Here is a 24,858-nt window from a genome sequence, read left to right as displayed (position 1 = left end):
CGATTCGAGCTTCTTACGCCGCAGGCGCCTTCGGCGCGCGGTTGCGCGAGTTGCGCTGGAAGAACAGCGCCTGGCTCGCCACCGCCGACACCATCGCGGGCTGGAACGGCTTCGAGATCAGGAACGCCGGTTCCGGACGCTCGCCGGTAAGGAAGCGCTCTGGATAGGCGGTGATGAACACTACCGGCACCTCGAAGGTGCGGAGCAGTTCGTTGACGGCATCCAGGCCCGACGAACCGTCGGCGAGCTGGATGTCGGCGAGGATCAGGCCCGGCCGCTTGTTCTTGGCGAGCGCCACCGCATCGGCATGGGTGCGCGCGACGCCGACGACATTGTGGCCGAGATTCTTCACCAGGCTCTCGAGGTCCATGGCGATGAAGGTCTCGTCCTCGATGATCAGGACGTCGGTCGCGATCTCGGCCGCCATCTCGCGGCCGGCGGCATCGGCCAGCCGCCGTGTCTCGGCGACATCGGTCGCGAGAACATAGGCGACTTCCTCTTCCGAGAATCCTTCGAGCGAGAGCAGCAGGAAGGCCTGCCGCGGCAGCGGCGTGATGTTGGACAGCCGCCGCTCCGGCGGCATCGGCAGCGTCGCCACCTCGGAATCGTCATTGACCGAGACCGAATTCCAGATCTGGGTGAACAGCCGGAACAGGCCGGCACGCGGCCCGTGGCTCTCGTCGAGCACCGACGGATCCCCCAGCATGGCTTCCAACATGGCTGCGACATAGGCGTCACCGGAGGCCTGGTTGCCCGTCAGGGCGCGTGCATACCGGCGCAACAACGGCAAGTGCTCAGCAACAAGCTGCGAACGGGACATCCCCACTCCAATCATTTCGGGCCAACCTCAAAAATAGGGAACTGCGAGGGGAGGCCCGGGTTCCCCTACTGGGGCTGATTACGCTTCAGGATAAGAAAAGTTCCCGTTGAGGCGGAACTTTTTGTCGAACCTGGAATTGAACTCATCCAGGGAACGGCTCCCGGTTGAGAAAACTTCTCTATTTTGCAGTCACTTAACTCGGGGAAACGTGGAACAGGTCATGAAAGATCTCAAGTCTCAAGCCAGCAAAAGCACGACCCCCGGCAAGGGAGGCCTCACTCCGGAGATCCAATCCCGGATCGGGCATCAACTGCGCGCCATGTACGACGACGTCGTGCGGCAGGGGGTTCCGGACCGGTTCGCGGAGCTCATCAAAAAGCTTGATGCGCCGGGAACTGGATCCAACGAGAATGGGGCTGGGGGCTCCAACGACAACAATGGGAGGGATTAATGCCTCTCACGAACTCCCTGCGTGACGACATCCTCGCGGCCGTGCCGAGCCTTCGCGCGTTCGCGATCTCGCTGAGCGGCAATGCGGACCGCGCCGACGACTTGGTGCAAGAGACGCTGTTGCGTGCACTTGCCAACATCGACTCGTTCCAGCCGGGCTCCAACCTGCCGGCATGGCTGTTCACGATCCTGCGCAACCTGTTCCGCTCCGACTATCGCAAGCGGCGGCGGGAGGTGGAGGATGCCGAGGGCAACTATGCCAAGACGCTGAAGACGCAGCCCTCGCAGAACGCCCACCTCGAATTCGAGGAGTTCCGCGGCGCGCTCGAAAAGCTTCCGCAGGACCAGCGTGAAGCGCTGATCCTGGTCGGCGCCTCCGGCTTCTCCTATGAGGATGCGGCATCGATCTGCGGCTGTGCGGTCGGCACCATCAAGAGCCGCGTCAACCGCGCGCGCTCGAAGCTCGCCGCGCTGCTCTATGTCGACGGCGCCGAGGACTTCGGGCCCGACGAGACCGTGCGCGCCGTGATCGGCGGCAGCGGCGGATAGCGCGTCAATCGATCTAAGGCGACAGCTGTGAAGGCGGCCGTTTGCGCGGCCGTCTTCGCATGCGTGTGGGCAGCTTATTTCCGCTCGGTCACGTCTCGACGAACGTCACCGTGTCGGCGACGCTCGCGCGCGAGGTGCGGTAGCTGTTGATCTTGTGCACGTTGTCGGCATAGCCGAACGAGATGCCGCAGACGACGCGGCGGTCGGCGGCCAAATTGAAGTGGCGGCGGATCAGGCCGGAATGGCGGGCGAGCGCGGCCTGCGGAATCGTGCCGAGCCCCAGCGCTTGCGCCGCGAGCATGAAGTTCGACACGTAGGCCCCGCAATCGATCGCGCCATAGATGCCGAGCGGCTCGTTGGTGTGAATGATCGCGACATGCGGCGCGCCGAAGAAATTGTAGTTCTCCAGCGCCTGTTTTGCGTAGGCCATCTTGTCGCCGCGCGCGATGCCGAGCGTGTTGTAAAGCTGGAAGCCGCTCTCGCGGCGGCGTTCGAGATAGACGCCGGCGTATTCACGCGGCGGCGTGAAATCATAATCGTCGCCGAGGCCGCCCGAGGCCTCCTTGTAGATCAGCTGGCGGAAGCGCTCCTTGGCCTCGCCGCTGGCGATGATGACCTGCCAGGGCTGGCTGTTGCACCAGGACGCCGTGCGCTGCGCCGTGGTCAGCACATGCTCGATGGTGGCGCGATCGACGTCCTTGGGGAGAAACGCGCGGACGGAGTAGCGCTCGTTGAGGAGCTCTTCGAGCACGCCGATGCGGTCGTTCTGAGTTACTTTAGCATCCATGAACTAGCTCGCTCCTCGTAGGGTGGGCAAAGGCGCGATAGCGCCGTGCCCCACCGACAGACTTACCCCGGCGCATCTGCATATGGTGGGCACGCTTCGCTTTGCCCACCCTACGAGATGCAGCGAAACGCGAGATCACCGCCCCTTGGTCGGGATCTTGTTATACGGCACGTCCTTGTCGACACGGATGTCGCCGGGCAGCCCCAGCACCCGCTCGGCGATGATGTTGCGCAAGATCTCGTCGGTACCGCCGGCGATGCGCATCGAGGGCGAAGACAGCAGCATCTGTTGGAACTGGCCGTGCACCGTCTCCTCGTCCGCGCCGGTGAGCACGCCGGCCGCACCCTGGAGGTCCATGGCATAAGTTGCGATGTCCTGGAGCATCATGCCCGACACGAGCTTGCCGATGGAGTTTTCCGGTCCCGGCCGCTCGCCCTTGGACAGCGCCGAGATCGCGCGGTAGCTGGTGTATTTCAGCCCGCTCGACTTCACCGCCCAACTCGCAAGTTTTGAGCGCACGGCGGGATCGTCGATCGCGAGCCCATCTTCCAGCATCAGGTTGGAGCAGAACTCGAACAGTTCGGGCACGCCGGTCGCGAGCCGAGAGCCGATCGACATGCGCTCGTTCATCAGCGTGGTCAGCGACACGCTCCAGCCCTCGCCGACGGCACCGAGCCGCTGGCTGTCGGGGATCACCACGTCGGTGAAATAGACCTCGTTGAACTCCTGCATGCCGTTGGCCTGCTTGATCGGCCGCACCTCGACGCCCGGGCTCTTCATGTCCAGGAAGAACATGGTGAGGCCCTTGTGCTTGGGCACATTCGGATCGGTACGCGCGATCAACAGGCCGAAGTCGGAATAATGCGCGCCCGAAGTCCAGATCTTCTGGCCGTTGACGACCCAATTATCGCTCTTCTTCTCGGCGCGCGTGCACAGTCCCGCAACGTCGGAGCCGGCCGACGGTTCGGAGAACAGCTGGCACCAGATCTCTTCGCCCGAGGCGAGCTTCGGCAGATAGCGGCGTTTTGCATCTTCACTGCCCCAGGCCATCACGGTCGGGCCGCACATGCCCTCGCCGATCTGGAACGGCTGCGTCAGCTTGCCGTAGACGCCCTCCTCCTGCTGCCAGATCACGCGCTCGATCGGCGTCGCACCGCGACCGCCATATTCCTTCGGCCAGTGCAGGCAGGCCCAGCCGCCCTCGGCCTTCTTCTTCTGCCAGGCCTTGCCGACCCCGACCATGTCGTGCTTCGCAAGTCGGATGCGGCCGAGCGAGGATTTTGACAGCTCCTGCTCGAACTCCTTCGGCGCATTGGCGGCGACCCATTTGCGCGCGGTCTCGCGGAATGCGGCTTCCTGCGGGGTGTCGTCGAAATTCATGGCGGACCTCTACCCTCTTCCCTTGGTCGGGATCTTGTTGAACGGCACGTCCTTGTCGACACGGATATCGCCGGGCAGGCCAAGCACCCGCTCGGCGATGATGTTGCGCATGATCTCGTCGGTGCCACCTTCGACGCGTGTACCCGGTGCACGCAGCAGCATTGCCTGGAAACGGCCGGCGAGCTCGCCATCCTCGCCGCTGACGACGCCGCTCGCGCCCTGCAAGTCGAGCGCGTAGGTCGCGACGTCCTGGATCATCGTGCCCGCGACCAGTTTGCCGATGGAGTTCTCCGGCCCCGGCCGCTCGCCCCTCGACAGAGCGGAGATGGCGCGCATGCTGGTGTAGCGCAGCCCGCTTGCCTTCACCGCCCAGTTGGCGAGCTTCGAACGGACCGCGCGATCCTCGATCGCCGGGCCGTCATCCAGCATCAGGCTCGAGCAATATTCGAACAGCTCCGGAAAACCGGTCGAGACGGCCGCACCGATCGCACTGCGCTCGTTCATCAGCGTCGTCAGCGAGACGTTCCAGCCGTCGCCGACCTCGCCGAGGCGCTGGTGATCGGGGATGCGAACATTGGTGAAGTAGACTTCGTTGAAGTCCGACGCACCGCTCGCCTGCTTGATCGGGCGCACTTCGACGCCCGGGCTCTTCATGTCGAGGAAGAACATGGTGAGGCCCTTGTGCTTGGGCACGGTCGGATCGGTGCGGGTCAGCAAAATGCCGTAGTCGGAATAATGCGCGCCCGAGGTCCAGATCTTCTGGCCGTTGATGACCCAGTCGTCGCCGTCCTTCTCCGCGCGGGTGCGCAATCCTGCGACGTCGGAGCCGCCGGCGGGCTCGGAGAACAGCTGGCACCACACCTTTTCGCCGGAGGCGAGCGGCGGCAGATAGGTGCGCTTATGCTCCTCGCGCGCGAACGCCATCATGGTCGGCCCGCACATGCCGTGGCCGATGATGAACATACGGGACAGCTGGCCGAACGGCCCTTCTTCCTGCTGCCAGATCACGCGCTCGATCGGCGACGAGCCGCGGCCGCCATATTCCTTCGGCCAATGCAGGCACGCCCAGCCGGCGTCGGCCTTCTTCTTCTGCCAGGCCTTTGCGACCTCAAGGATGTTGGCGTTCTTGAGCTGAGTGCGGCCGAGCGAGGATTTGCGCAGCTCGTCCTCATATTGCCTGGGTGCGTTGGCGCCGATCCAGGCGCGCGCAGCGGCGCGGAATTCGGCCTCCTGCGGGGTGTCGTCGAAGTTCATGACGGTGTCCTTCGCTTACGCCGCGTTCTTCTTGCGCATGCGATCGATCAACTGGTCTTCCCAATAGGACAGGCTGCCGAGCCCGAGCGCCATCGCGTTAGCGCGGCGGTAGTACATGTGGCAGTCGAACTCCCAGGTGAAGCCCATGCCGCCATGAACCTGGATGTTGTTCTTGGCGCAGTGCTGGAACGCCTGCGTCGCGCTGATGCGCGCGGCGGCTGCCGCTTCCGGCAGCTCGGCCGCATTGGTCGAGAGCGCCCAGGCGCCGTAATAGCTGTTGGAGCGCGCCAGCGTTGCCGAGACATACATGTCGGCGAGCATGTGCTTGACCGCCTGGAACGAGCCGATCTGGCGGCCGAAGGCGATACGGTCGAGCGCGTAGTCGCGGCCCATCTCCAGCGCCCGGTCGGAGCCACCGACCTGCTCGAAGGCGCAGAGCACCGCGGCGCGGTCGAGCACCTGGGACAAAATGCTCCAGCCTTCTCCGGCGGCACCGAGCGGCTCGGCCTTGCAGTCCCTGAAGGTGATCTCCGCCTGACCTCGGGTCGGATCGAGATTGGTGAGGCTCTTCACCTCGACACCACCGGCCCTAAGATCGACCAGGAACAGCGAGATGTCGCCGTCGCGACCGCTCGACCCCGTGCGCGCGGCGACTACCGCGAAGTCGGCAATCGCGCCATCGGCCACCGGCTTCTTGACGCCGTTGAGCACACCATTCGCAGCCGTCAACTTGACGTTCTTCGGCGACGGATTGCCCTTGCCCTCGAACAGCGCCAACGTGCCGATCGCCTCGCCTGAGGCGATCGCGGGCAGCCACTTCTTCTTTTGCGCGTCGCTGCCGGCGATCAGCAGTGCTTCGGCAGCAAGATACACCGTCGAAGAGAACGGCACGGGTGCATTTGCCCGGCCCATCTCTTCCGCAATCACGCAGAGCTCGAGATGCCCCGCGCCCGCGCCACCGAATTCTTCGGGGATCGCGACGCCGAGGAAGCCCATCTCAGCAAGGCCCTTCCACAGCTCCTTGTCGTACGGCGCCTTGCCGTCGAGCACGACGCGCACCGCCCTGGGCGAGCATTTCTCAGTGAGGAATTTGCGCGCCTGATCGCGGAGCTGCTTCTGGTCGTCAGAGAAATCGAAGTTCATGGCGCGTACCCGTGTTGAATGATGTCGATTACTTGAGAACGATGACGTCTTGATCCGGCGTATCGGCGTAGAGCCGCTCGACCAGTGCAGCGCGGCGCTCGAGGCCGGCGCGCTGGTTGATGTAGCCCTTGTCGGTGAGCTCGTTGCCGTCGATCGAGGGCGGCTCGGCCATCAGCATCGCGCGGGCAATGACGCGGCTACTGGCGCCCCCGCATTCCGTGTTGTGTGCCTCAAGCCCGCGCCTGAAGCAGGCAATCACCTCGGGATGCTTCACCGCATCCTCGAAGCTTAGATCGGGATTGCCGACGAGTTGGCGGCAGGCGTGCAGGTTCGGCCATGCCAGCAGGCCGATCGAGCACTGATCCTGGCCGGCCACCAGCGCATCGTGCACGACCGGCGTTGCCGCCGCGATCGCATCGGTGCGAAGCGAGCCGACATGCACGAATGTGCCGGTGGTGAGCTTGAAGTCCTCCACGACGCGGCCGGCAAAGATGATGCCCTTCACCGGATCTGTATCGTCAACAAAAATGCCGGCATCGCCGATGCAGTAAAAGCCTTCCTCGTCGAACATCTTCCTGGTGAGATCCGGCTGGCCGAAATAGCCGGGCGTGACGTTGACGCCGCGCAGGCGCAGCTCGTATTTCGAGCCGCACGGCACCATCTTCAATTCGACGCCGGGGAACGGCAGGCCGATCAGGCCGACGCGTTCGGTGTCCCAATAGGTGCCGGTCGAGGTCGGCGCAGTCTCGGTCGAGCCCCAGCCGGTGTAGAACACGATGCGCTCGCCGGTGGTCTTCACGGCGAGAGCCTGCATGCGGTCGTAGAGATCGTCAGGCAGCCGCGCGCCGCCATAGGCCATGATCGACAGGTTCTTGAAGAACGAACGGCACAACGAATCGTCCTTCTCCATGGCAGCAGCGAGCGCAGCGTAGCCGGCCGGCACGTTGGCGTAATAGGTCGGCGAAATCTCGCGCAGGTTCTTGATGGTCTCTTCCAACTGCCCCGGCATCGGCCGGCCGTCGTCGATATAAAGCGTGCCGCCATCCACCAGCACCGGATGGAATGCGGCATTGCCGCCCATGGTGTGATTCCAGGGCATCCAGTCCAGCACTGTGGCGATCGGACCGCCCGGCGTGCGCGGCCGCACCTGCATCATCATCGCGGCATTGGCGCACATCATCTCTTGCGTGTTGATGACGGCCTTGGGCATGCCCGTCGAGCCCGACGTGAACAGCAGCTTGCCGACGGTGTCGGGCGTGATTTTTGCGATCGATACCTCGACGTCCCCAGTCACCGGCGTTGCCGCGAGCTCAGCAAAGCTGACGCTCTTGACGCCATCGCAGGGCCGCACGACGTGAACGACAGTGAGCCCGGTGAGATCGAGCGCTTTCAGCGCCTTCTCGAAGGTTGGGCCGTCCTGCACCATCACCACGGCCGGCTTGATCAGATCGAACAGGTATTTCAGCTTGACGTGATCGTGGCTCATCAGCGAGTAGGCCGGCGACACCGGCGCCGCCGGCGATCGCGCCTGCATCGCGGCCTGCGTCATCAGCGCGTGCTCGATCGAATTGCCGGAGAGGATTGTGACCGGGCGCCCCTCGAGTCTGAGGTTCAGTAGCGCCTGCGTCAACGCATCCACCGTGCGCTTGGCCTCGCCGTACGACACCTTGCGCCATTCGCGGTTCGGGCCGCCGCGCTGCGCGAGCCAGATGCGCTCCGGCGCTTCCTTCGCCCATTTCGCGAGCGAGGCCGGAAGATGCTTCTCGTAGGCCTGCAGCGGAATGCGCGACTTCAGCACCACCGTGCCGTCAGCACGCCGCTCGACATCGATGTCGCGCGCCAGCCACTCCACCTTGCGAAAGGCGGGCTTCGCCATCACCGCCGCCGCGCTTCCACTCATTTTGCGTCTCCCGGAATTATTGTCCTTTGCGGATCTTTGTTGTTCAGCGCTTGATATAGACAGGCTTTCGCTTCTCAAGGAAGGCCCTGATGCCTTCCGAAAATTCCTCAGAGCGGCTGCACAGGACCTGATTGCGATCCTCCATCGCAATCACCGCTTCCAGCGAGCCCGCATCGACGCTCATGTTGAGGCATTCCTTTGACAGGCGTAGCCCCACGGGCGAGGCCGTCATCATTGCGTCGACATAAGGCTCGGCCGCCGCATCGAGCTTGTCTTCGTCCACGACCTCGGAGACGAGCCCGACGGCAAGCGCGCGCTCTGCGCCGATGAAACGTCCCGTCAGGATCAACTCGGAGGCGACGGAAACTCCGACGAGCCGTGGCAGAAAGTAGCTGGTGCCGATGTCGCAGCCGCCAAGACCGAGCTTGATGAAGGCGCAGTTCATGCGGGCCGATTTCGTCGCGATGCGAATGTCGGAGGCCAAGGCCAGCGCAAACCCGCCGCCGGCCGCCGCCCCCTGCACCAGCGACAGGATCGGCTGCGGACAGCGCCGCATCAGCATCACGATGTCGGCAATACGCCGCTGCGAGTCCAGGGACTCGGTGACGCCAGGCGGCTCCTGCTGTCCGGCCCGGCGCGCCATCGCGGCCTTGAGATCGAGGCCTGCACAAAAATTCTTGCCGGCGCCTTTGAGCACGACGACGCGCGTGTCGCGGTTGCGCTGGAGGCCCTGGAAATAGACGTTGAGCGCATCGATCAGCGCAGGATCAAGCGCGTTGAGACTGTCAGGGCGATTGAGCGTCACCCGGTCGACGCCGTCGTCGTGCTCGATCAGCAGCGGTTGGGACATGGGGCCTCGTGCTTGCCGCCGGTCGCGGCGCCGATTGCTGCGCCCTCTCCCCTTGTGGGAGAGGGAATGTACATCGCTGACCACATACTCGCTTGGGTGAGGGGTCTGTCTCCGCGGAGAGAACCCCTCATCCGGCGCTTCGCGCCACCTTCTCCCACAACGGGAGAAGGGAAGAAAAACTACCGCGGCGCCATGCGGATGGCGCCGTCGAGACGGATGGTCTCGCCGTTGAGCATCGGGTTCTCGACCATGTGCACGGCGAGCGCGCCGTATTCCTTGGCATCGCCGAGGCGCGAGGGATGCGGCACTTGGGCCCCCAAGCTCTTGCGCGCCTCCTCGTTCAGACCCATCAGCAGCGGCGTGAAGAACAGGCCGGGCGCGATGGTGTTGACGCGGATCTTCTGGCTGGCGAGGTCGCGCGCGGCAGGCAAAGTCAAACCGACGACGCCGCCCTTCGACGCCGAGTAAGCGATCTGGCCGATCTGACCTTCATAAGCGGCAACCGAGGCAGTGTTGATGATTACGCCGCGCTCTTCACCGACCGGCTCGATCGTGACGAGGCGCTCGGCGAACAAGCGCAGGCAGTTGAACGTGCCGATCAAATTGACGTTGATGATGCGCGCGAACTTCTCCAAGGGATAGACGCCGTCGCGGCCGACGATGCGCTGCGAGCCGCCGATGCCGGCGCAGTTCATCAGCACGCGGGCAACGCCATGCGCGGCTTCCGCCTTGGCGATCGCCGCCTTGATCTGCTCTTCGCTGGTGACGTCGGCATGAAGGGCTACGCCCTTCACTTCGGCGGCGACCTTCTCGGCGTTGTCCTTGTTCTGGTCGATCACGCCGATCTTGGCGCCCTTGGCGGCCATGGCGTGCGCGGTCGCTTCACCAAGACCCGAACCACCACCGGTGATGAGAACGGCTACGTCTTTCAATTCCATGACAGGCTACCTTTCCTCTACCTTTTCCTTGGGCGTTTCTTCTCTAGACTTGTACGTCTCGGCCGGATTATCCGGCCGCGGCAGCTTCCTCGGCTTGCGTGAGGATGCCGCCGCAGATCAGCGTTTCCATGTGCTTGATGTATTGCCGGCAAACGTCATCGGTGACCGGACCGACGCCGGTCGCGCGAGACATCGCGTGCCGGCCGAAGAACAGGTGATCGCAGGCGCCGATCAGGCTGGTGTAGAACAGCACCGGATCGGTTTGGCGGAACTCGCCGCGGCTGACGCCTTCGGTGAGCAGACGGCGATGAAAGTCGAGCAGCGGCGCGACGAAGAATTTTGAAACTTCGTCCGCGGAGTCGGCGACGCTCTCGTGCAGAAGATAATGGATCAGCCGGTTCATGTAGGGGAACCGGTGATAGGCGCGGATGATGCCGGCGATATGCAGCTTCAGCTTCGCGGTCGACGTGATCGGCTGTGCCAGCAGATATTCCAGATTGGACATTTCGGTCGCAGCATCGCGCGCGAGCAGCGCCAGCAGCAGGCCGTCCTTGTTGCCGAAATGATATTTGACCAGCGCGGCATTGGCGCCCGACTTCTGGGCGATGTCGGAGAGCGAGATCTCGATCGAGGAGCGTTCGATCATCAGCTCGCTTGCGGCCACGAGCAATTTCTCTGCCGTGGAATTCTTTCCGCTGGGGAGCCTGTTCGGTACGCTGGTAGTCACGGAAATCCCTTGTTCTCGCCGCTTGAAGCGGGGCGCAGATAAGCCGAAGCAGCGCCTCCCCACAAGAGTTAATTGATCGATTGACTAAACGATATCTCGCCCATTAAATCCGCCCCGACAACTCAATTCAGAACAATCATGGGAGAGACCGAAATGGCCGAGGCTTATATCGTCGCCGCTACGCGTACCGCGGGCGGGCGCAAGGGGGGCCGCCTCGCCGGCTGGCATCCGGCCGATCTCGCCGCAAAAGTGCTGGACGAGCTGGTCGATCGCACCAAGGTCGATCCTGCGCTGGTCGAAGACGTGATCATGGGCTGCGTGATGCAGGTCGGCGAGCAGTCCAACAACGTCGCGCGCAACGCGATCATGGCATCAAAACTGCCGGAGAGCGTGCCGGGCACCTCGATCGACCGTCAGTGCGGCTCCTCGCAGCAGGCGCTGCACTTCGCGGCGCAAGCCGTGATGTCCGGCACAATGGACGTGGTGATCGCGGCCGGCGTGGAATCGATGACGCGCGTGCCGATGGGCCTGTCCTCGCAGCTCCCGGCCAAGAACGGCTTTGGCAATTACAAGAGCCCGGGCATCGAGCACAAATATCCAAACATCGTGTTCAGCCAGTTCACCGGCGCGGAGATGATGGCCGAGAAGTACGGCCTGTCGAAGAACGATCTCGACGAATATTCCTACAACAGCCATCAGCGCGCGATTGCAGCGACCCAAGCTGGCCACTTCAAGAAGGAGATCGTGCCGCTCGAGATCACCCGCGCCGATGGCAGCAAGGACACCCATCACATCGACGAAGGCATCCGCTTCGACGCGACGCTCGACGGCATCAAGGGCGTCAAGCTGATCGCCGAGAACGGCAAGCTCACCGCGGCGAGCGCCAGCCAGATCTGCGACGGCGCCTCCGGCGTAATGGTCGTGAACGAGCGCGGCCTCAAGCAGCTCGGCCTCACTCCGCTCGCGCGCATCCACCACATGACCATGACCGGCGGCGATCCCGTCATCATGCTCGACGCTCCCTTGCACGCCACCAAGCGCGCACTGGAGAAGGCCGGCATGAAGATCGACGACATCGACCTGTTCGAGGTCAACGAGGCCTTCGCCTCGGTGCCGACCGGATGGCTGAAGACCACCGGCGCCGATCCGGCGCGCCTCAACGTCAACGGTGGCGCGATCGCGCTCGGCCATCCGCTCGGCGGCTCGGGCACCAAGCTGATGACGACGCTGGTCCACGCCCTGCACCAGCGCGGCAAGCGCTATGGCCTGCAGACCATGTGCGAAGGCGGCGGCATGGCCAACGTGACGATCGTCGAACGACTGTAAGAAGAAAAGCGAAGAACAAATGGCGAGCGGTGAGTGGTGACAAGGAGCGGCTTCCGCCCCTGTCGCCATTCACCGCTCGCCTCTTTTTTGAGGAAACGCCATGACGCACCCTTCCATCTACGCGAAGGCCACGCCCGACAAGATCGCCTACCAGATGGCCGGGACCGGCAAGGCGATCACCTATCGCGAGCTCGACGAGCTCTCGAACCAGGGCGCAAACCTGTTCCGCTCGCTGGGACTGAAGGCCGGCGATCACATCGCGCTGCTGATGGAGAACCGCCTTGCATTCATGGAGATCTGCTGGGCGGCGCAGCGGAGCGGGCTCTATTATACCGCGATCAGCCGCTATCTGAAGCAGGACGAGATCGACTACATCATCGGCGATTGCGGCGCCAAGGTCGTCGTCATCACCACGCCGAAATGCGCCGATCAGATCAAGGACCTGGTCAAGGGGGCGCCGGGCGAACCGATCTTCTACATGGTCGACGAGCCCCTGCCCGGCTTCCGCTCCTACGACAAGGAAGCAGCCGAGCAACCTATGACGCCGGTCGCCGATGAGGTCGCCGGCTACGACATGCTGTATTCTTCGGGCACGACGGGCCGGCCCAAGGGCATCAAGAAGGCTTTTGAGGGTAACAAGATCGACGTGCCGAATGCGTTCCTGCGCGTACTCTGCGCCGACATGTGCGGCATGAACGCCGGAAGCACCTATCTCTCGCCGGCGCCGCTCTATCACGCGGCGCCGCTGCGCTTCAACATGATGGCGGTCGTGCTCGGCGGCACCTCCATTATCATGGAGCATTTTGACGCCGAGGATTTCCTCAAGCTGGTCGAGAAATACAAGGTCACGCAATCCCAGCTCGTGCCGACCATGTTCGTCCGCATGCTCAAGCTGCCGGACGAGGTCCGCGCCAAATACAACGTCTCCACACTGAAGGGCGCGATCCACGCCGCCGCGCCCTGCCCGGTCGACGTCAAGGCAAAGATGATCGAATGGTGGGGACCGATCCTGATCGAATATTACGCGGGCTCGGAGGGCAACGGCGTCACCGTCTGCAATTCGCAGCAATGGCTGGAGCATCGCGGCAGCGTCGGCCGCGCCGTGGTCGGCAAGATCAAGATTCTGGACGAGAACGACGAGGAGCAGCCGACAGGCGAGATCGGCACGGTCTATTTCGCCGATGCGCCGGCGTTCACCTATCACAACGATCCCGAGAAGACGAAGAAGGCCTATAACGCTAAGGGCTGGTCGACACTCGGGGACGTCGGCTATCTCGACAAGGACGGTTTTCTGTTTCTCACCGATCGCAAGTCCTACATGATCATCTCCGGCGGGGTGAACATCTACCCGCAGGAAACCGAGGACGTGCTGATCACGCACCCCGAAATCGCCGACGTCGCGGTGTTCGGCGTACCGAACGAGGAGATGGGCGAAGAGGTCAAGGCGGTGGTGCAACCACACAACATGAAGCGTGCCGGCAAGGAGCTCGAGGCCGATTTGATCGCCTACTGCAAGACGCGCCTCTCGGCGATCAAATGCCCGCGCTCGATCGATTTCGAAGCCGAGCTGCCGCGCACGCCGACCGGCAAGCTGGTGAAGCGGCATCTGCGCGATCGGTATTGGCCGAAGACGGCGGCGAAGATCTAATCGAACAAACTCGGCGTGTGGTTCACCAGTGCGCCTTCGATCTCGAGCATCTTCAGCTTCGTCACCACGCCACCATTGGCCGAGAAACCGCCGGGCTTGTTGCCGGCTGCGAGCACGCGGTGGCAGGGTACGACGATCGGGCACGGGTTGTGCCCGAGCGCCTGGCCGACATCGCGCGACAGCTGGACGCCGCCGAGCTGCTTGGCGATGTCGCCATAGGTGATGGTCTTGCCGGGCGGGATCGCGCGGGCGATTTCGTAGACGCCGCGGTTGAAGTCGGGCACGCCGTCGAGATCGAGCGGGATGTCGGTGAGGTCATCAGGCTCGCCCGCGAGCAGTCTGACAATGCGGTCGATCGCCCGCTGCACCTCAGGGGTCGGCTCGGCCTCGCTGGCGTTGGCATGGCGCTGGCTGATGCGGGTGCGGATCTTCTGCTCGCCACCCATCGGCAATTGCGTGCCGTTGATGCCGCGCGGGCCCCAGGCGATGGCGCAGAGGCCGATCTTGGTGTCGAACAGGGCAAAATGCTGGTCGGTCATGGCTTGGTTCCTGGCTCGCGTCCTTAGTCGCATGCCCCCATTGTGATCTCGGCCCAAATCTAGGCTTGGAAATAGTTGCGATCCACCCGGTTTCCGGGAATCTTGCACAGGAGTTCCGCACACCTTTCCGCGAGCCGAGAATGCAAAGCCTCCACGTCAACGGATACGATATGCACTATCTCGACGTGGGCGAGGATAGAGATAGGCCGCCGCTGGTCTGCGTGCACGGCTCGCTCTCCGACTTTCGCGTCTGGGGCTGCGTGCTCGGGCCGCTGACGCAGCGGCGCCGGATGATCGTCGTCAGCCTGCGGCACTTCTTCCCGGCACAATGGGACGGCGTCGGCGACACTTATTCGATTGCCCAGCATGTCAGCGACGTCATCGCCTTTATCGAGAAGCTCGACCTCGGCCCGGTCGATTTGATGGGACATTCCCGCGGTGGCCACATCTGCTTCCGCGTGGCGCAGCAGCGGCCCGATCTGTTGCGCCGGCTGGTCCTTGCGGAGCCCGGCGGCGAGCTCGATGCGAGCCTCGATCCGGACTATGCCGGTGGCCCCTCGCCGCTGCTGGCGCGGTTCACGGCCTCGGCCGAGAAGATCGCAGCCGGCGATGTCGATGGCGGGCTCGCCGTCTTCGTCGACACGCTGGAAGGACCCGGCACCTGGCCACGGCTGCCGGCGATGGTGAAGCAGAACCTTCGCGACAACGCCTTTACGCTGATCGGCCAGGTCCGCGACAATCGCCCGCCGTTCTCCAAGGCGGATGCGGAATCGATCAAGATGCCGACGCTGTTCATCCTGGGCGCGCGAACCAAGGGCCTGCTGCCGAAGGTGCTACATGCGCTCGCCGCGCACGTGCCCTACTCCAAGACGGCGATCATCCCGAACGCGACGCATCCGATGTTCGAGCAGGCGCCGCAAAAATACTCCGAAGTGGTTCTGGATTTCTTAGCAAGTTGATTCTTGGCGAGCTGATCATGCAGACATTCCGCGTCAACGGTTACGACATGGCCTATCTCGCAGTCGGCGAAGGTCCGCCGCTGGTTTGCGTGCACGGCACGCTCGGGGATTTCCGCACCTGGTATTCTGTGCTCGGCCCGCTGTCGAAGAACCATCGGGTCATCTCGGTCAGCCTGCGGCACTTCTTTCCCGAGCATTGGGACGCCGTCGGCGATGACTACAAGATGGCGCAGCACGTCGCCGACACGATCGCTTTCATCGAGCAGATCAAGCCCGGCCCGGTCGATCTGATGGGCCATTCGCGCGGCGGGCACATCGCGTTTCGTGTCGCGCAGGCGCGGCCTGATCTGTTGCGAAAGCTGGTGCTGGCCGAGCCGGGCGGCGATCTCGATGCCAGCCTGCCCGTACCCAAAGGCACGCCCGCACATGCCCCGCTCGCCGCGAAGACGATACGCTCCGTCGAGATGATCCGCGCGGGCGACATCGAGGGCGCACTGCAGAACCTCTACGAAGGCATCGAGGGCGACGGCTCGTGGCGGCGCGTGCCGGCGGCGGCCAAGCAGCAGCTGCGCGACAACACGCTCACCTTCCTCGGCCAGATCAACGAGCAGCGCAGGCCCTACACGCTTGAGGATGCGCAGGCGATCAAGACGCCGACGCTGCTGATCGGCGGCGGCGCCACCACCGGCAGCCTGTCGGTGATGTGGCGGGTGCTGGCGGAACACATCGCGGGCGCGCAGACGGCGGTGATCCCCAATGCCGGGCACTGGATGTTCGAGCAGGCGCCGCAGGAGTTCGGCGAGGTGGTGGACAGGTTCCTGGCGGCGTAGCGGGAGCCCGGGGCGGCAATTTCCTCGAAAACAACCCCATGCACAGTAGACCGCACCAATAAAATCAAAGGCTTATCCGACCCAAACGACGGCATTGACGACATCCTCCTCTAGCGGTATTTTCGAATACGGAATTCCGTATTCCATTTTCGGAGCCGCCGGCGTGATCCCTCTCGACCCGCTGCCGAACCTGATCGACCAGGTCTATGCCCGGATCCTGGAGGCGATCTCCGATCGCACGCTGCAACCCGGCCAGCGCATCCGGCAGAACGAGCTTGCCGACAAGCTCGGCGTGTCGCGCCAGCCGGTGTCGCATGCGCTGCATCTGCTGCACCGTCAGGGTCTCGTCGCCGAGAGCGGCAAGCGCGGCTTTGAAGTCACCCAGCTCGATCCCGCCCGCATCCGCCAGCTCTACGAGGTGCGCGGCGCCATCGACGCGCTCGCAGCCCGGCTTGCCGCGATGCGCGCCGCAACCGACACGGCGGGACGCGCGCGGCTCGACGCAGCACTCGCCGCCGGACACCGCATCGATCGCAAGACGACGCTCACTGATCTGATCGCGCTCGACGTCGAATTTCATCGCGCCATCTACCAGCTCGCCGGCAATCCCGTGATCGAGGAGACGATCACGCCGCAATGGCCGCATATGCGCCGCTCGATGGCGACCGTGCTGTCCGAACTCGACTATCGCGGCAGCGCCTGGGCCGAGCATGCTGATATCGCCAAGCACATTCTCGCAGGCGACGCGAAGGCGGCCGAGCGCGCCGCGCTGGCGCATGCGCAGACGGCGGGACGAATGACCGAGGAGAGATTGAGGGCGACGGACGAGGTGGCGGCGTAGCGACACGCGCGCCGGCCACGACGAGAAAAACAAAACAAAGCAAAGGAGGACGACCCATGAAATTGTCTCAGGAGCAATTGGAGTTCTTCCACCGCGAGGGCTGGCTGTTCCTGCCCGAACTGTTCAGCCAGGACGAGGTCGATTTCCTCGCGCGCGAGGCGGTCGGCATTTACGATGCCAACCGGCCCGAGGTTTGGCGCGAGAAGAGTGGCGCGCCGCGCACGGCGTTTGCCGCCCATCTCTACAACGAGGCCTTCGGCATTCTGGGCGCGCATCCGCGCATGATCGATCCTGTGGAGCAGCTGTTCGGCGAACCGGTCTACATGCACCAGTTCAAGATCAACGCGAAATCGGCCTTCACCGGCGACGTCTGGCAGTGGCACCAGGATTACGGCACCTGGAAGCGCGACGACGGCATGCCGGAGCCGCGCGCGATGAACATCGCGATCTTCCTCGACGAGGTGATGCCGATCAACGGCCCCTTGATGCTGGTGCCGCAGAGCCAGAATGCCGGCGACCTCAAGGCCTCGCATGACCTCGCCACCACGTCCTATCCGCTGTGGACGCTGGACGAGGACACGGTGACGCGGCTCGTCAAGCAGGGCGGCATCGTCGCGCCGACCGGCAAGCCCGGCGGCATGCTGATGTTCCACGGCAATCTCGTGCACGGCTCGGCCGGCAACATCACGCCCTACCCGCGCAAGATCGTGTATCTGACGCTGAACGCGGTCTCGAACTACATCCGCACCCCAACGCGGCCGGAGTACATCGCGCACCGCGATTTCGCGCCGATCAAGACGGTGGATGATGATGCGCTGGTGCGGCTGGCGCGCGCGCCGCGGCAGGCGGCGGAGTAAAGTTGCCACCACGGGCGTGATCCACCTCTCCCCTCCGGGGCGAGGTGGACCGAGCGCAAGCCTCAGTCAGCAACGCTGAACATCGGAATCCCCCATGAATCTCTTCCGCCTCCTCCAGGCCCGCGCATCCGCCGGCAAACCTGTCCGTGTCGCGCTGATCGGCGCGGGCAAATTCGGTTCGATGTTTCTGGCACAGGTGCCGCACACGCCGGGACTGGAGGTGCCGATCATTGTCGACATCGACCGCGACCGCGCACGCGAAGCCTGCCGCACCGTCGGGTGGAGCGCCGAGCGGATTGCGGCCACCGTGTTCACCGATGACGGCGCGCGTGCCATCGCGGGCGGCGCGATGGATGTGGTGGTGGAGGCGACCGGCAATCCGGCTGTCGGCATCAAGCATGCGCGCGCGGCGATCGCGGCGGGCAAGCATATCGTGATGGTCAATGTCGAGGCCGACGTGCTGGCCGGTCCCCTGCTCGCCGAGGAAGCGCGCAAAGCGGGCGTGGTCTATTCGCTCGCCTATGGCGATCAGCCGGCGCTGACGGCGGAGATGGTGGATTGGGCTCGTGCGACGGGCTTCCGCGTCGTCGCCGCCGGCAAAGGCACAAAATATCTGCCGACCTATCATGACGTGACGCCGGATGGTGTCTGGCAGCATTATGGTCTGACCGCCGGCGAAGCGCAGTCGGCCGGCATGAACCCGCAGATGTTCAACTCATTCCTCGACGGCACCAAATCGGCGATCGAGATGGCCGCGATCGCGAACGCCTGCGGGCTCGACGTGCCGACGGAAGGCCTGCTGTTTCCACCCTGCGGCGTCGACGATCTCCCGCACATCATGCGCCCCGGCGACAAAGGCGGTGTGCTGGAGCGGTCCGGCGTGGTGGAAGTCGTCTCGTCGCTCGAGCGCGATGGCCGACCGGTGTTTCGCGATTTGCGCTGGGGCGTCTATGTCGTGCTGGAGGCGCCGAACGACTACGCTGCGGATTGCTTCAAGCAATACGGCCTGAAGACCGATGCCAGCGGGCGCTTTGCCGCGATGTACAAGCCCTATCACCTGATCGGGCTCGAGCTGAACATTTCGGTGCTCTCGGCCGCGCTGCGAGGCGAGCCGACCGGCCAGGCTTTCGGCTTCCGCGGCGACGTCGCCTCCGTGGCCAAGCGCAATTTGCGCGCCGGCGAGATGCTGGATGGCGAAGGCGGCTACACCGTGTGGGGCAAGCTGGTGCCGGCGGCCGCGAGCCTCAAGGCCGGCGCGCTGCCGATCGGGCTCGCCCACCGCCTCAAGCTGAAACACGACGTCGCCCATGGCGAGATCGTACGGTGGAGCGATGTCGAGTTCGACGCGAACAACGAGACGATCAAGACGCGGAAAACGATGGAGGCGGCGTTCGCGAAATAGCGACAAGGTACCCACAATTCGGGGACGCTGCGGATCGGCCGAAGTCTGATGTCGGCTATGCCCTCAAGAGCGATGCCAAAGCGAACCTCGTTGGAGGTCCGCATCGGGCCAGAAGCGGGCATGTCATAGCTCAGTATTTCCCCGGCGAAGTGCCGCCTATCGTGAACTCTGTTTTGGGAACAGGTTGCTAGTTTGGACACCTTGTCGAGTCAGCCGCAGGCCAGTCGCTGGGGTACACGAAGTCAGTAAAGGTCAAAGTTTTCGGTTTGCCGTGTTGGCTTAACTGGTGCAGCGCAAGAAGGATTTCCTTTCCACAGTTGCCCTTCGACTGTTCTTCTACGAAAAACCAACTCTTCTCGTCCTTAAATCTGCCAGATATGTCCTTCGTTACAGCTGATCCGAACTGACGATCAATGGATTGAGTCAGGTCATCACCATCTAGATCAATTTCCGGCTGAATAAGACATACAGTATATTTGAAGTCGGGCCGCTCCGGACGCAGAACCGAAACATATAATCGAGCCCGCGATCCTCCCGGTAAATTTAATTCCCAAGCGCTGATAAAAGAGTTCTTCACGCCGTTTTCATTGTGCATGAACGGCATCGGGGCAGCTTCCGATCGAAATAGCTTCCAATTTTCTTTCAGGGCAGTCTTTTCACCGGCGGCCATCACTGCCTCCGAAGAGTTCGGCGCAATGCAGACCTCATTGAGAATGGATACAGCTTTCTCGGACGGGGTTTGAGCAGTTGCGACCGTGGCCAACATTTGCGCTGAAATTATCGTGGCCCAGAAACGCATGTTCGAACGTCCTTGAAATTTTAAAGTTAAGGCACCCGCCGGTAGTCGCGGTACAGACGCATCAAAGCATATCGGGCCGCTATCGGGCCAGGGCCGAGTTCCGCTTCGGGTCAAACTAAGAAGGACTCTCATTGAGAAAAGCGAGTCCGCTCTTGCCTCGAATGCTGACGTGCAAGCGGGCATGGATCGAGAGGAATCCGTGTCGCGGCAGAGCGCGCCGAGCTAGCGAGCTCGTCTAACGTTGGGCATCAGGTCTATCAGGCCCAGATCCACGAGCGTGCGATGGAAGCGACGCTTCCGTTCGGAAGCTGACGCGAAGTAGGCTTCTCCACAATCATCAAGCAAGCTCGCGCGCGTGGCAAATATCGGGTCAAGCGCAATGCCCGCCCGCTGCAAAGCAACAGTTCCGAGAAAGGCGAGATCGAGGTCGGCGCCCCTTCCGGGGCTGAAATGGGGGATATTCAAGGCTTCGATCGCATAGAATGTACGAAACGGGCGTCGCACATCTTCCGGTCGTTTCAGTTGTCGATCGATCTGCTTCGTCAACACCGGTTGATGATCCCCGTAGTGCACGATGAGAACAGGCCGCCCAGGGAAGCTGCTCGCCAGCCTGGCTCTGAGCATTTGCCAGGTAGACGCGGTCTCTGCCAGTCGCGCGTAATACTCGACGTATCCAGCATCGGGAAAGCTGGCCATGGCAAAGGCACGCTCCCTCTCAAATTGACCTGATGGCACCAGCTGCCGATTATGCGGACCGTGATTGAAGTTGGTCAACGCATAGAGAAATCTCGGCGTCGGGTCGTTAGCAATCCTCTTGATGTGCGCATCGATGACGGCATCCAGGAACATTGCGTCAGAATTTGTGACCTCGAAACGCCGGACATCGAATGGTGGCGGAAGTTCGTCGACGAAGACGCGTTCGTCGATGCCGATCGAACCGTAGAATTTATCGTAACTGAGAAACCCGCGGCGACAGCTGGATATGAGGGTTGTCTTGTAACCGAGCGACGCCAACGAGCGTGGCAAGCTGCTGTGAAAACGGCCAGCGCCCTTCTTGAAGAGGTAGTAGGCGCTTGAACCGAAGCTGGCACTTGAAAGACCGGTCAGCAGGCTAAATTCCGATTGCCACGAACCTCCGCCAAAGATGTCGACATTCAGGCGCCCAAATTCTCCATCTGACGGGGACAGGAAGGCTTCGACGACTGGCTCGAGCGGCAGCCCGAAAATGCGTGGGTCGAAGACAGACTCGTGCTGGATGACGATAATGTCGGGAGAGACGGCGGAACGAGAAGGCGTGGCCTCCCTCAAGGGCAGTGCTTCGTTCCCGATATCGCTCAGCGCCAGCCCGCCGAACTGTCGCCAGCAAGCGGGGTCACCCAGCGAGGCCATGAAGGTCGCGTAGAAGCACCGCCCTTGCGCCAGATTCAGCCGCAAAAACGTGACGCCCTTTGACGCGGAAGCCTTTGCAAAGCCAATGAGCGCCAGAAGGAACAAGAGAATCCGAAACGCGATAGAAATGGGAGATCCAGCCGCGTAGAGCAGGACCGCGCTCGAAGCAAAGGCGAATAACGCGCTTCCTGCCAGAACACCCAGCATCATGCGTGGGTATTGCAGCACGAAAAATGGGACTGTGCCCGCAAACGCCAGAGGCAAATCGGAAACGGTCAGCTTCAGCGCGCTGTGATTGAATTTAACGATCGATATGCCGGCGATGGCTACGGCCAGCATGCCGGACAGCAGGATCGCTCTCTCGACATCGGCCAGAAACACCAGCAGCAGGGCTGCATTGAAGAGAAGAGCCGCGACTGCAAACGGCAGATGTTCAACGCTGCGTTCGGTCAGCGCAACGCCGGCAATGACCGCCACGAGAATGAAAATCAAAGTCATGGAATCAAGATGCCCCGAGCATTTGAATTTTTCAAATTGGGGGCTCGGATTCAGCCGAGCATCATGTGGCATCGCCGGCGTCAATAAATTCCGCATCGCAACAAGACACGCTCCCTCCGCATCATCTTGGCGATGCGGTGCGCGTCATGGCGGTTTCGTGGAGGGGATCGAGCTAGATTGCGCGCTTCAAGGCAGGAGAGTTCGACGCCAACAACGAGACGATCAGGACAAGGAAGGCGATGGAGGCGGCGTTCGCGAAAGACGGGTAGGCGGTGTATTCTTCGAGTCACCGGCAGCGAGAGCCTTTTCTTCGAGCCATTTTAGATTGCATTAATCTGCATTCGCTACCAAACGAGCTTGATGACTGACTACGATAACCGCGCACTCAAGCGAGCTGAGGTCGCAAAGGGCAATGGATTCGATCACGAAAGTACTCGCCGGCCCCGCAGCTGTTTGGACGATTGTCATCTGCATTGCAGGCCTGCTCTCCGTTGGCCTCGGGATCTATTGGCTTTTTAACAAGCAGGCCAAACTGAGGGACCTGGCTGAATTGAGAAAGCAGCTTGATGATCTGAGGCCCTCCGACCCTGAATACGGCGCTGTCAGAGCACTCTACACGTCGATGATGATCGATGCGGAGCGCTGGGGCTTTTTCCATTCTGCGTCTGGATCGGACGGCGACGGAGGGAGTTCCGGCCATGGCGGCGGTGATCATGTTGGCGATGGGGGCTCTGCCGGCGGCCATCACTGACGATCTGTCACTCCCGACAATCAGCACCTGATGTTGGCGTCGGAAGGTGACCGCGCTGAACATTGGGCCCGGATCACCCCGCGGGGGCAGCCCATCTCTGGACACTGACATCCGCCAGCGCCTCGAATATGGCCGGCGTGCGTTCCAGCCGGGCGATCGTTCGCGCGCCTTCGAGGGCGGCGACCAATGCGGCTGCGGTAGAGGATGCGCGCGCGGGAGCGAAACCACACCCCCTGAAATGCTCCGCAATAATCTCGGTCGAATCGACAAATCCGCGCGCGACCCGTTTGGTCAGCTCGGCGTCGAGCGCGGGCAGCTCATTCGCCAGATTTTGCATCAGACATCCATACTGGAAATCAGCGGCGACCATTTCGGCCGCGAATGTGCCGAAAAGCTGGTGAACGAAATTCAGAGCGTCACCCGTCGTATTCGCCGAGATATCGCGCAAGACGGCCATTCTACTCGCAACGTAATGATCAATTGCTTCTTCCGCGAGCTGCGCCTTGCCGCGTGGAAAGTGAAAGTAGAACGATCCCTTGGGCGCACCGCTTTCTTGAATGATCTGGGTCAATCCGGTCGCCGTGTAGCCCTGGATGCGAAACAGTCGTTCGGCCGTGGCAATCGCGCGAGCGCGGGCGTCAGTCTTACGTGGCATGACGTGAACATAACACCTTTCGCTTGACGTTACTATGGTGATCACCATAATATGGTGATCGCTATAGTTTGGCGCTTACACGCGGACGGAGCGTTTCGTCATGAGTCATCCAGCTGGTTTCAAGCCATCGGCGTCCCGACGAACCGTCCTGGCGATGGGCGCGGCCAGCCTGGTTGCGGCTTCGCTTCGACCGGCCCGCGCAAACCCCGTGGGAGCAACTGATTTGCCCACATCAACATATGGCGCGGGAACGCTTCCCAACGGGGTCCGCTCGCGCATGATCCATGGGGTCAACGGCCTCGATGTCCATATTCTCGAGGCCGGTTACGAAAGCCTCGGCCGGCCGCTCGCGCTGCTTCTGCACGGCTTTCCGGATCTGGCTTACGGCTGGCGACACCTGATCCCAATTCTGGCTGACGCCGGGTACCATGTCGTGGCGCCCGACCAGCGGGGTTTTGGCCGCACCACCGGTTGGGTGAACGGCTATGACGTCCCGCTAGGGCCCTTCAGCCTCTTGAATATGACGCGTGACGCCCTCGGATTGGTTTCGGCGTTGGGGTATCGGCGCACGGCAATGTTCGTCGGGCACGACTTCGGCTCGCCCGTGGCGGCCTTTTGTGCGCTGGCCCGACCTGACGTGTTTCCATCGGTGGTGCTGATGAGCGCACCGTTTCCCGGTCCGCCGGCGCTTCCGTTCAACACCGCGGACAGCGAGGCATCGTCGGTTCAACCGAACACTGACAATCAGAAGTTGGCGGCCGCGCTGGCGGCGCTCGATCCGCCGAGACAGTATTATCAGCAATATTTGAGCACACGGCGGGCGAACGATGACATGTGGCAACCCCCCTCAAGGTTTACACGCGTTTCTTCGCGCATTTTTCCACGTCAAGAGCGCTGACTGGCCGGGAAACAAGCCGCATCCGTTGAAGGCGCGAACCGCCGCAGAACTTGCGCAAATGCCGACCTATTACGTCATGGATCTCGGCAAGACGATGCCCGAGACCGTCGCTCCATTCCAACCTTCCGCCGCCGAGGTCCTGGCCTGCAAATGGCTCACCGAGCCGGAGCTTGGCGTGTACACGGAGGAGTATGGCCGCACTGGGTTTCAAGGCGCCCTGCAGGCTTATCGGGTCTATTCCGATCCTGAGCTGAACGCTGAGTTGCGCCTGTTTTCGGGAAGGACGATCGATGTCCCGTCGCTCTTCATCGGCGGGACAAGCGATTGGGGCACTTATGCGGCGCCGGGCGCGCTCGATCTGATGAGGACGAAGGCGGCGACGAGGATGGCCGGCATCGAGCTGATCGACGGCGCCGGTCACTGGATCCAACAGGAGCAGCCGGTTCGGCTCAGCACGCTCCTGCTCGCCTTCATCAAGGACGTTGGTGGGGCGGGAGAGGTCGCGCGGTAGGCGCGGGTGAGGGTTCTCTCCTCTGGGGGAGTTCTTCGTTGTCGAGACACGCTCTCCCCAACCCTCCCCCGCAGGCGCAGGGTAATCGCATATGGGAGTGATTCCCCTGTGGCCATCCTTCGAGACGCCCGCCGTTGGCGGGCCCTCAGGATGAGGA

The 24,858-nt window shown here is 62.7% G+C and carries 23 protein-coding genes and 1 pseudogene; 11 read left to right on the top strand and 13 right to left on the bottom strand.

The annotated features are described in order from the left end of the window. Positions 1-13: 13 nt before the first annotated feature. A complete protein-coding gene (locus FXB40_RS26400; RefSeq protein ID WP_187437150.1) occupies positions 14-820 on the bottom strand; it encodes a response regulator in 807 nt (268 codons plus the stop codon). A gap of 220 nt (positions 821-1,040) precedes the next feature. On the opposite strand from FXB40_RS26400, the gene FXB40_RS26395 reads away from it, so the two are divergent. Together FXB40_RS26395 and FXB40_RS26390 are read left to right on the top strand one after the other, a co-directional pair. Further along, positions 1,041-1,271, top strand: a complete 231-nt coding sequence (locus FXB40_RS26395; protein WP_187437149.1) for a NepR family anti-sigma factor — start codon at positions 1,041-1,043, stop codon at positions 1,269-1,271. Next, a complete protein-coding gene (locus FXB40_RS26390; protein WP_084292346.1) occupies positions 1,271-1,819 on the top strand; it encodes a sigma-70 family RNA polymerase sigma factor in 549 nt (182 codons plus the stop codon). Before FXB40_RS26395 ends, FXB40_RS26390 begins: the two co-directional genes overlap by 1 nt. Positions 1,820-1,907: 88 nt before the next feature. Here FXB40_RS26390 and FXB40_RS26385 read toward each other — a convergent pair whose 3' ends face one another. The 8 genes from FXB40_RS26385 to FXB40_RS26345 form a co-directional block, all read right to left on the bottom strand. Then, positions 1,908-2,606, bottom strand: a complete 699-nt coding sequence (locus FXB40_RS26385; RefSeq protein WP_148775062.1) for a nitroreductase — start codon at positions 2,604-2,606, stop codon at positions 1,908-1,910. A gap of 135 nt (positions 2,607-2,741) precedes the next feature. After that, on the bottom strand, positions 2,742-3,986 hold the full coding sequence (locus FXB40_RS26375) for an acyl-CoA dehydrogenase (RefSeq protein ID WP_148775061.1): 1,245 nt from the start codon (positions 3,984-3,986) through the stop codon (positions 2,742-2,744). 9 nt (positions 3,987-3,995) lie between these two features. Continuing rightward, positions 3,996-5,240, bottom strand: coding sequence for an acyl-CoA dehydrogenase (locus tag FXB40_RS26370; protein WP_148775060.1), 1,245 nt, complete (start codon positions 5,238-5,240; stop codon positions 3,996-3,998). Positions 5,241-5,255: 15 nt separating this feature from the next. Continuing rightward, the gene (locus tag FXB40_RS26365) at positions 5,256-6,383 is read right to left on the bottom strand and encodes an acyl-CoA dehydrogenase family protein (RefSeq protein WP_148775059.1); all 1,128 of its coding nucleotides are present in this window, start codon (positions 6,381-6,383) and stop codon (positions 5,256-5,258) included. A 28-nt stretch (positions 6,384-6,411) separates the two neighbouring features. Continuing rightward, on the bottom strand, positions 6,412-8,283 hold the full coding sequence (locus FXB40_RS26360; RefSeq protein WP_148775058.1) for an AMP-binding protein: 1,872 nt from the start codon (positions 8,281-8,283) through the stop codon (positions 6,412-6,414). A 43-nt stretch (positions 8,284-8,326) separates the two neighbouring features. Continuing rightward, the gene (locus tag FXB40_RS26355; protein ID WP_148775057.1) at positions 8,327-9,133 is read right to left on the bottom strand and encodes an enoyl-CoA hydratase/isomerase family protein; all 807 of its coding nucleotides are present in this window, start codon (positions 9,131-9,133) and stop codon (positions 8,327-8,329) included. A 179-nt stretch (positions 9,134-9,312) separates the two neighbouring features. Then, positions 9,313-10,071, bottom strand: a complete 759-nt coding sequence (locus tag FXB40_RS26350; protein ID WP_148775056.1) for an SDR family NAD(P)-dependent oxidoreductase — start codon at positions 10,069-10,071, stop codon at positions 9,313-9,315. Positions 10,072-10,138: 67 nt separating this feature from the next. Continuing rightward, positions 10,139-10,741 (bottom strand): TetR family transcriptional regulator, encoded by a 603-nt coding sequence (locus FXB40_RS26345; protein WP_148775173.1) that lies wholly within the window; start codon positions 10,739-10,741, stop codon positions 10,139-10,141. 210 nt (positions 10,742-10,951) lie between these two features. Between FXB40_RS26345 and FXB40_RS26340 the strand changes: the two genes are divergently transcribed. After that, entirely contained in the window at positions 10,952-12,124 is a 1,173-nt protein-coding gene (locus FXB40_RS26340; RefSeq protein ID WP_148775055.1) for an acetyl-CoA C-acetyltransferase, read from the top strand. Between the two features lie 100 nt (positions 12,125-12,224). Continuing rightward, positions 12,225-13,772 (top strand): acyl-CoA synthetase, encoded by a 1,548-nt coding sequence (locus FXB40_RS26335; RefSeq protein ID WP_148775054.1) that lies wholly within the window; start codon positions 12,225-12,227, stop codon positions 13,770-13,772. On the opposite strand, the gene FXB40_RS26330 is transcribed toward FXB40_RS26335, so the two are convergent. Further along, positions 13,769-14,311 (bottom strand): methylated-DNA--[protein]-cysteine S-methyltransferase, encoded by a 543-nt coding sequence (locus FXB40_RS26330; protein WP_148775053.1) that lies wholly within the window; start codon positions 14,309-14,311, stop codon positions 13,769-13,771. The genes FXB40_RS26335 and FXB40_RS26330 overlap by 4 nt on opposite strands. Before the next feature lie 140 nt (positions 14,312-14,451). Here FXB40_RS26330 and FXB40_RS26325 point away from each other — a divergent pair, with 140 nt between their 5' ends. The 5 genes from FXB40_RS26325 to FXB40_RS26305 all read left to right on the top strand — a co-directional run bounded on the left by FXB40_RS26325 (position 14,452) and on the right by FXB40_RS26305 (position 19,200). Continuing rightward, positions 14,452-15,270, top strand: a complete 819-nt coding sequence (locus FXB40_RS26325; RefSeq protein WP_148775052.1) for an alpha/beta fold hydrolase — start codon at positions 14,452-14,454, stop codon at positions 15,268-15,270. A 17-nt stretch (positions 15,271-15,287) separates the two neighbouring features. Beyond that, the gene (locus FXB40_RS26320) at positions 15,288-16,100 is read left to right on the top strand and encodes an alpha/beta fold hydrolase (RefSeq protein ID WP_148775051.1); all 813 of its coding nucleotides are present in this window, start codon (positions 15,288-15,290) and stop codon (positions 16,098-16,100) included. A gap of 163 nt (positions 16,101-16,263) precedes the next feature. Beyond that, positions 16,264-16,941, top strand: coding sequence for a GntR family transcriptional regulator (locus tag FXB40_RS26315; protein WP_148775050.1), 678 nt, complete (start codon positions 16,264-16,266; stop codon positions 16,939-16,941). Positions 16,942-16,997: 56 nt separating this feature from the next. Next, positions 16,998-17,798, top strand: a complete 801-nt coding sequence (locus tag FXB40_RS26310; RefSeq protein WP_148775049.1) for a phytanoyl-CoA dioxygenase family protein — start codon at positions 16,998-17,000, stop codon at positions 17,796-17,798. Positions 17,799-17,892: 94 nt separating this feature from the next. Next, positions 17,893-19,200, top strand: a complete 1,308-nt coding sequence (locus FXB40_RS26305; RefSeq protein ID WP_148775048.1) for an NAD(P)H-dependent oxidoreductase — start codon at positions 17,893-17,895, stop codon at positions 19,198-19,200. Between the two features lie 187 nt (positions 19,201-19,387). On the opposite strand, the gene FXB40_RS26300 is transcribed toward FXB40_RS26305, so the two are convergent. After that, positions 19,388-19,999, bottom strand: a complete 612-nt coding sequence (locus FXB40_RS26300) for a hypothetical protein (protein WP_148775047.1) — start codon at positions 19,997-19,999, stop codon at positions 19,388-19,390. Between the two features lie 222 nt (positions 20,000-20,221). Further along, positions 20,222-21,982, bottom strand: coding sequence for a sulfatase-like hydrolase/transferase (locus FXB40_RS26295; RefSeq protein ID WP_148775046.1), 1,761 nt, complete (start codon positions 21,980-21,982; stop codon positions 20,222-20,224). Between the two features lie 316 nt (positions 21,983-22,298). On the opposite strand from FXB40_RS26295, the gene FXB40_RS26290 reads away from it, so the two are divergent. Next, positions 22,299-22,637, top strand: coding sequence for a hypothetical protein (locus FXB40_RS26290; RefSeq protein ID WP_246207955.1), 339 nt, complete (start codon positions 22,299-22,301; stop codon positions 22,635-22,637). A gap of 73 nt (positions 22,638-22,710) precedes the next feature. Here the strand turns inward: FXB40_RS26290 and FXB40_RS26285 are convergent, their stop codons facing one another. After that, on the bottom strand, positions 22,711-23,292 hold the full coding sequence (locus tag FXB40_RS26285; RefSeq protein ID WP_148775171.1) for a TetR/AcrR family transcriptional regulator: 582 nt from the start codon (positions 23,290-23,292) through the stop codon (positions 22,711-22,713). 277 nt (positions 23,293-23,569) lie between these two features. Between FXB40_RS26285 and FXB40_RS26280 the strand changes: the two are divergent. Then, positions 23,570-24,701 (top strand): annotated as a pseudogene (locus FXB40_RS26280) (alpha/beta fold hydrolase). Positions 24,702-24,858 lie beyond the last annotated feature (157 nt).

Source organism: Bradyrhizobium rifense (assembly GCF_008123425.1).
Taxonomy (GTDB): Bacteria; Pseudomonadota; Alphaproteobacteria; order Rhizobiales; family Xanthobacteraceae; genus Bradyrhizobium; species Bradyrhizobium rifense.
Note: the sequence above shows the minus strand (reverse complement) of the source record. Positions and strands in the feature narration are given on the sequence as shown.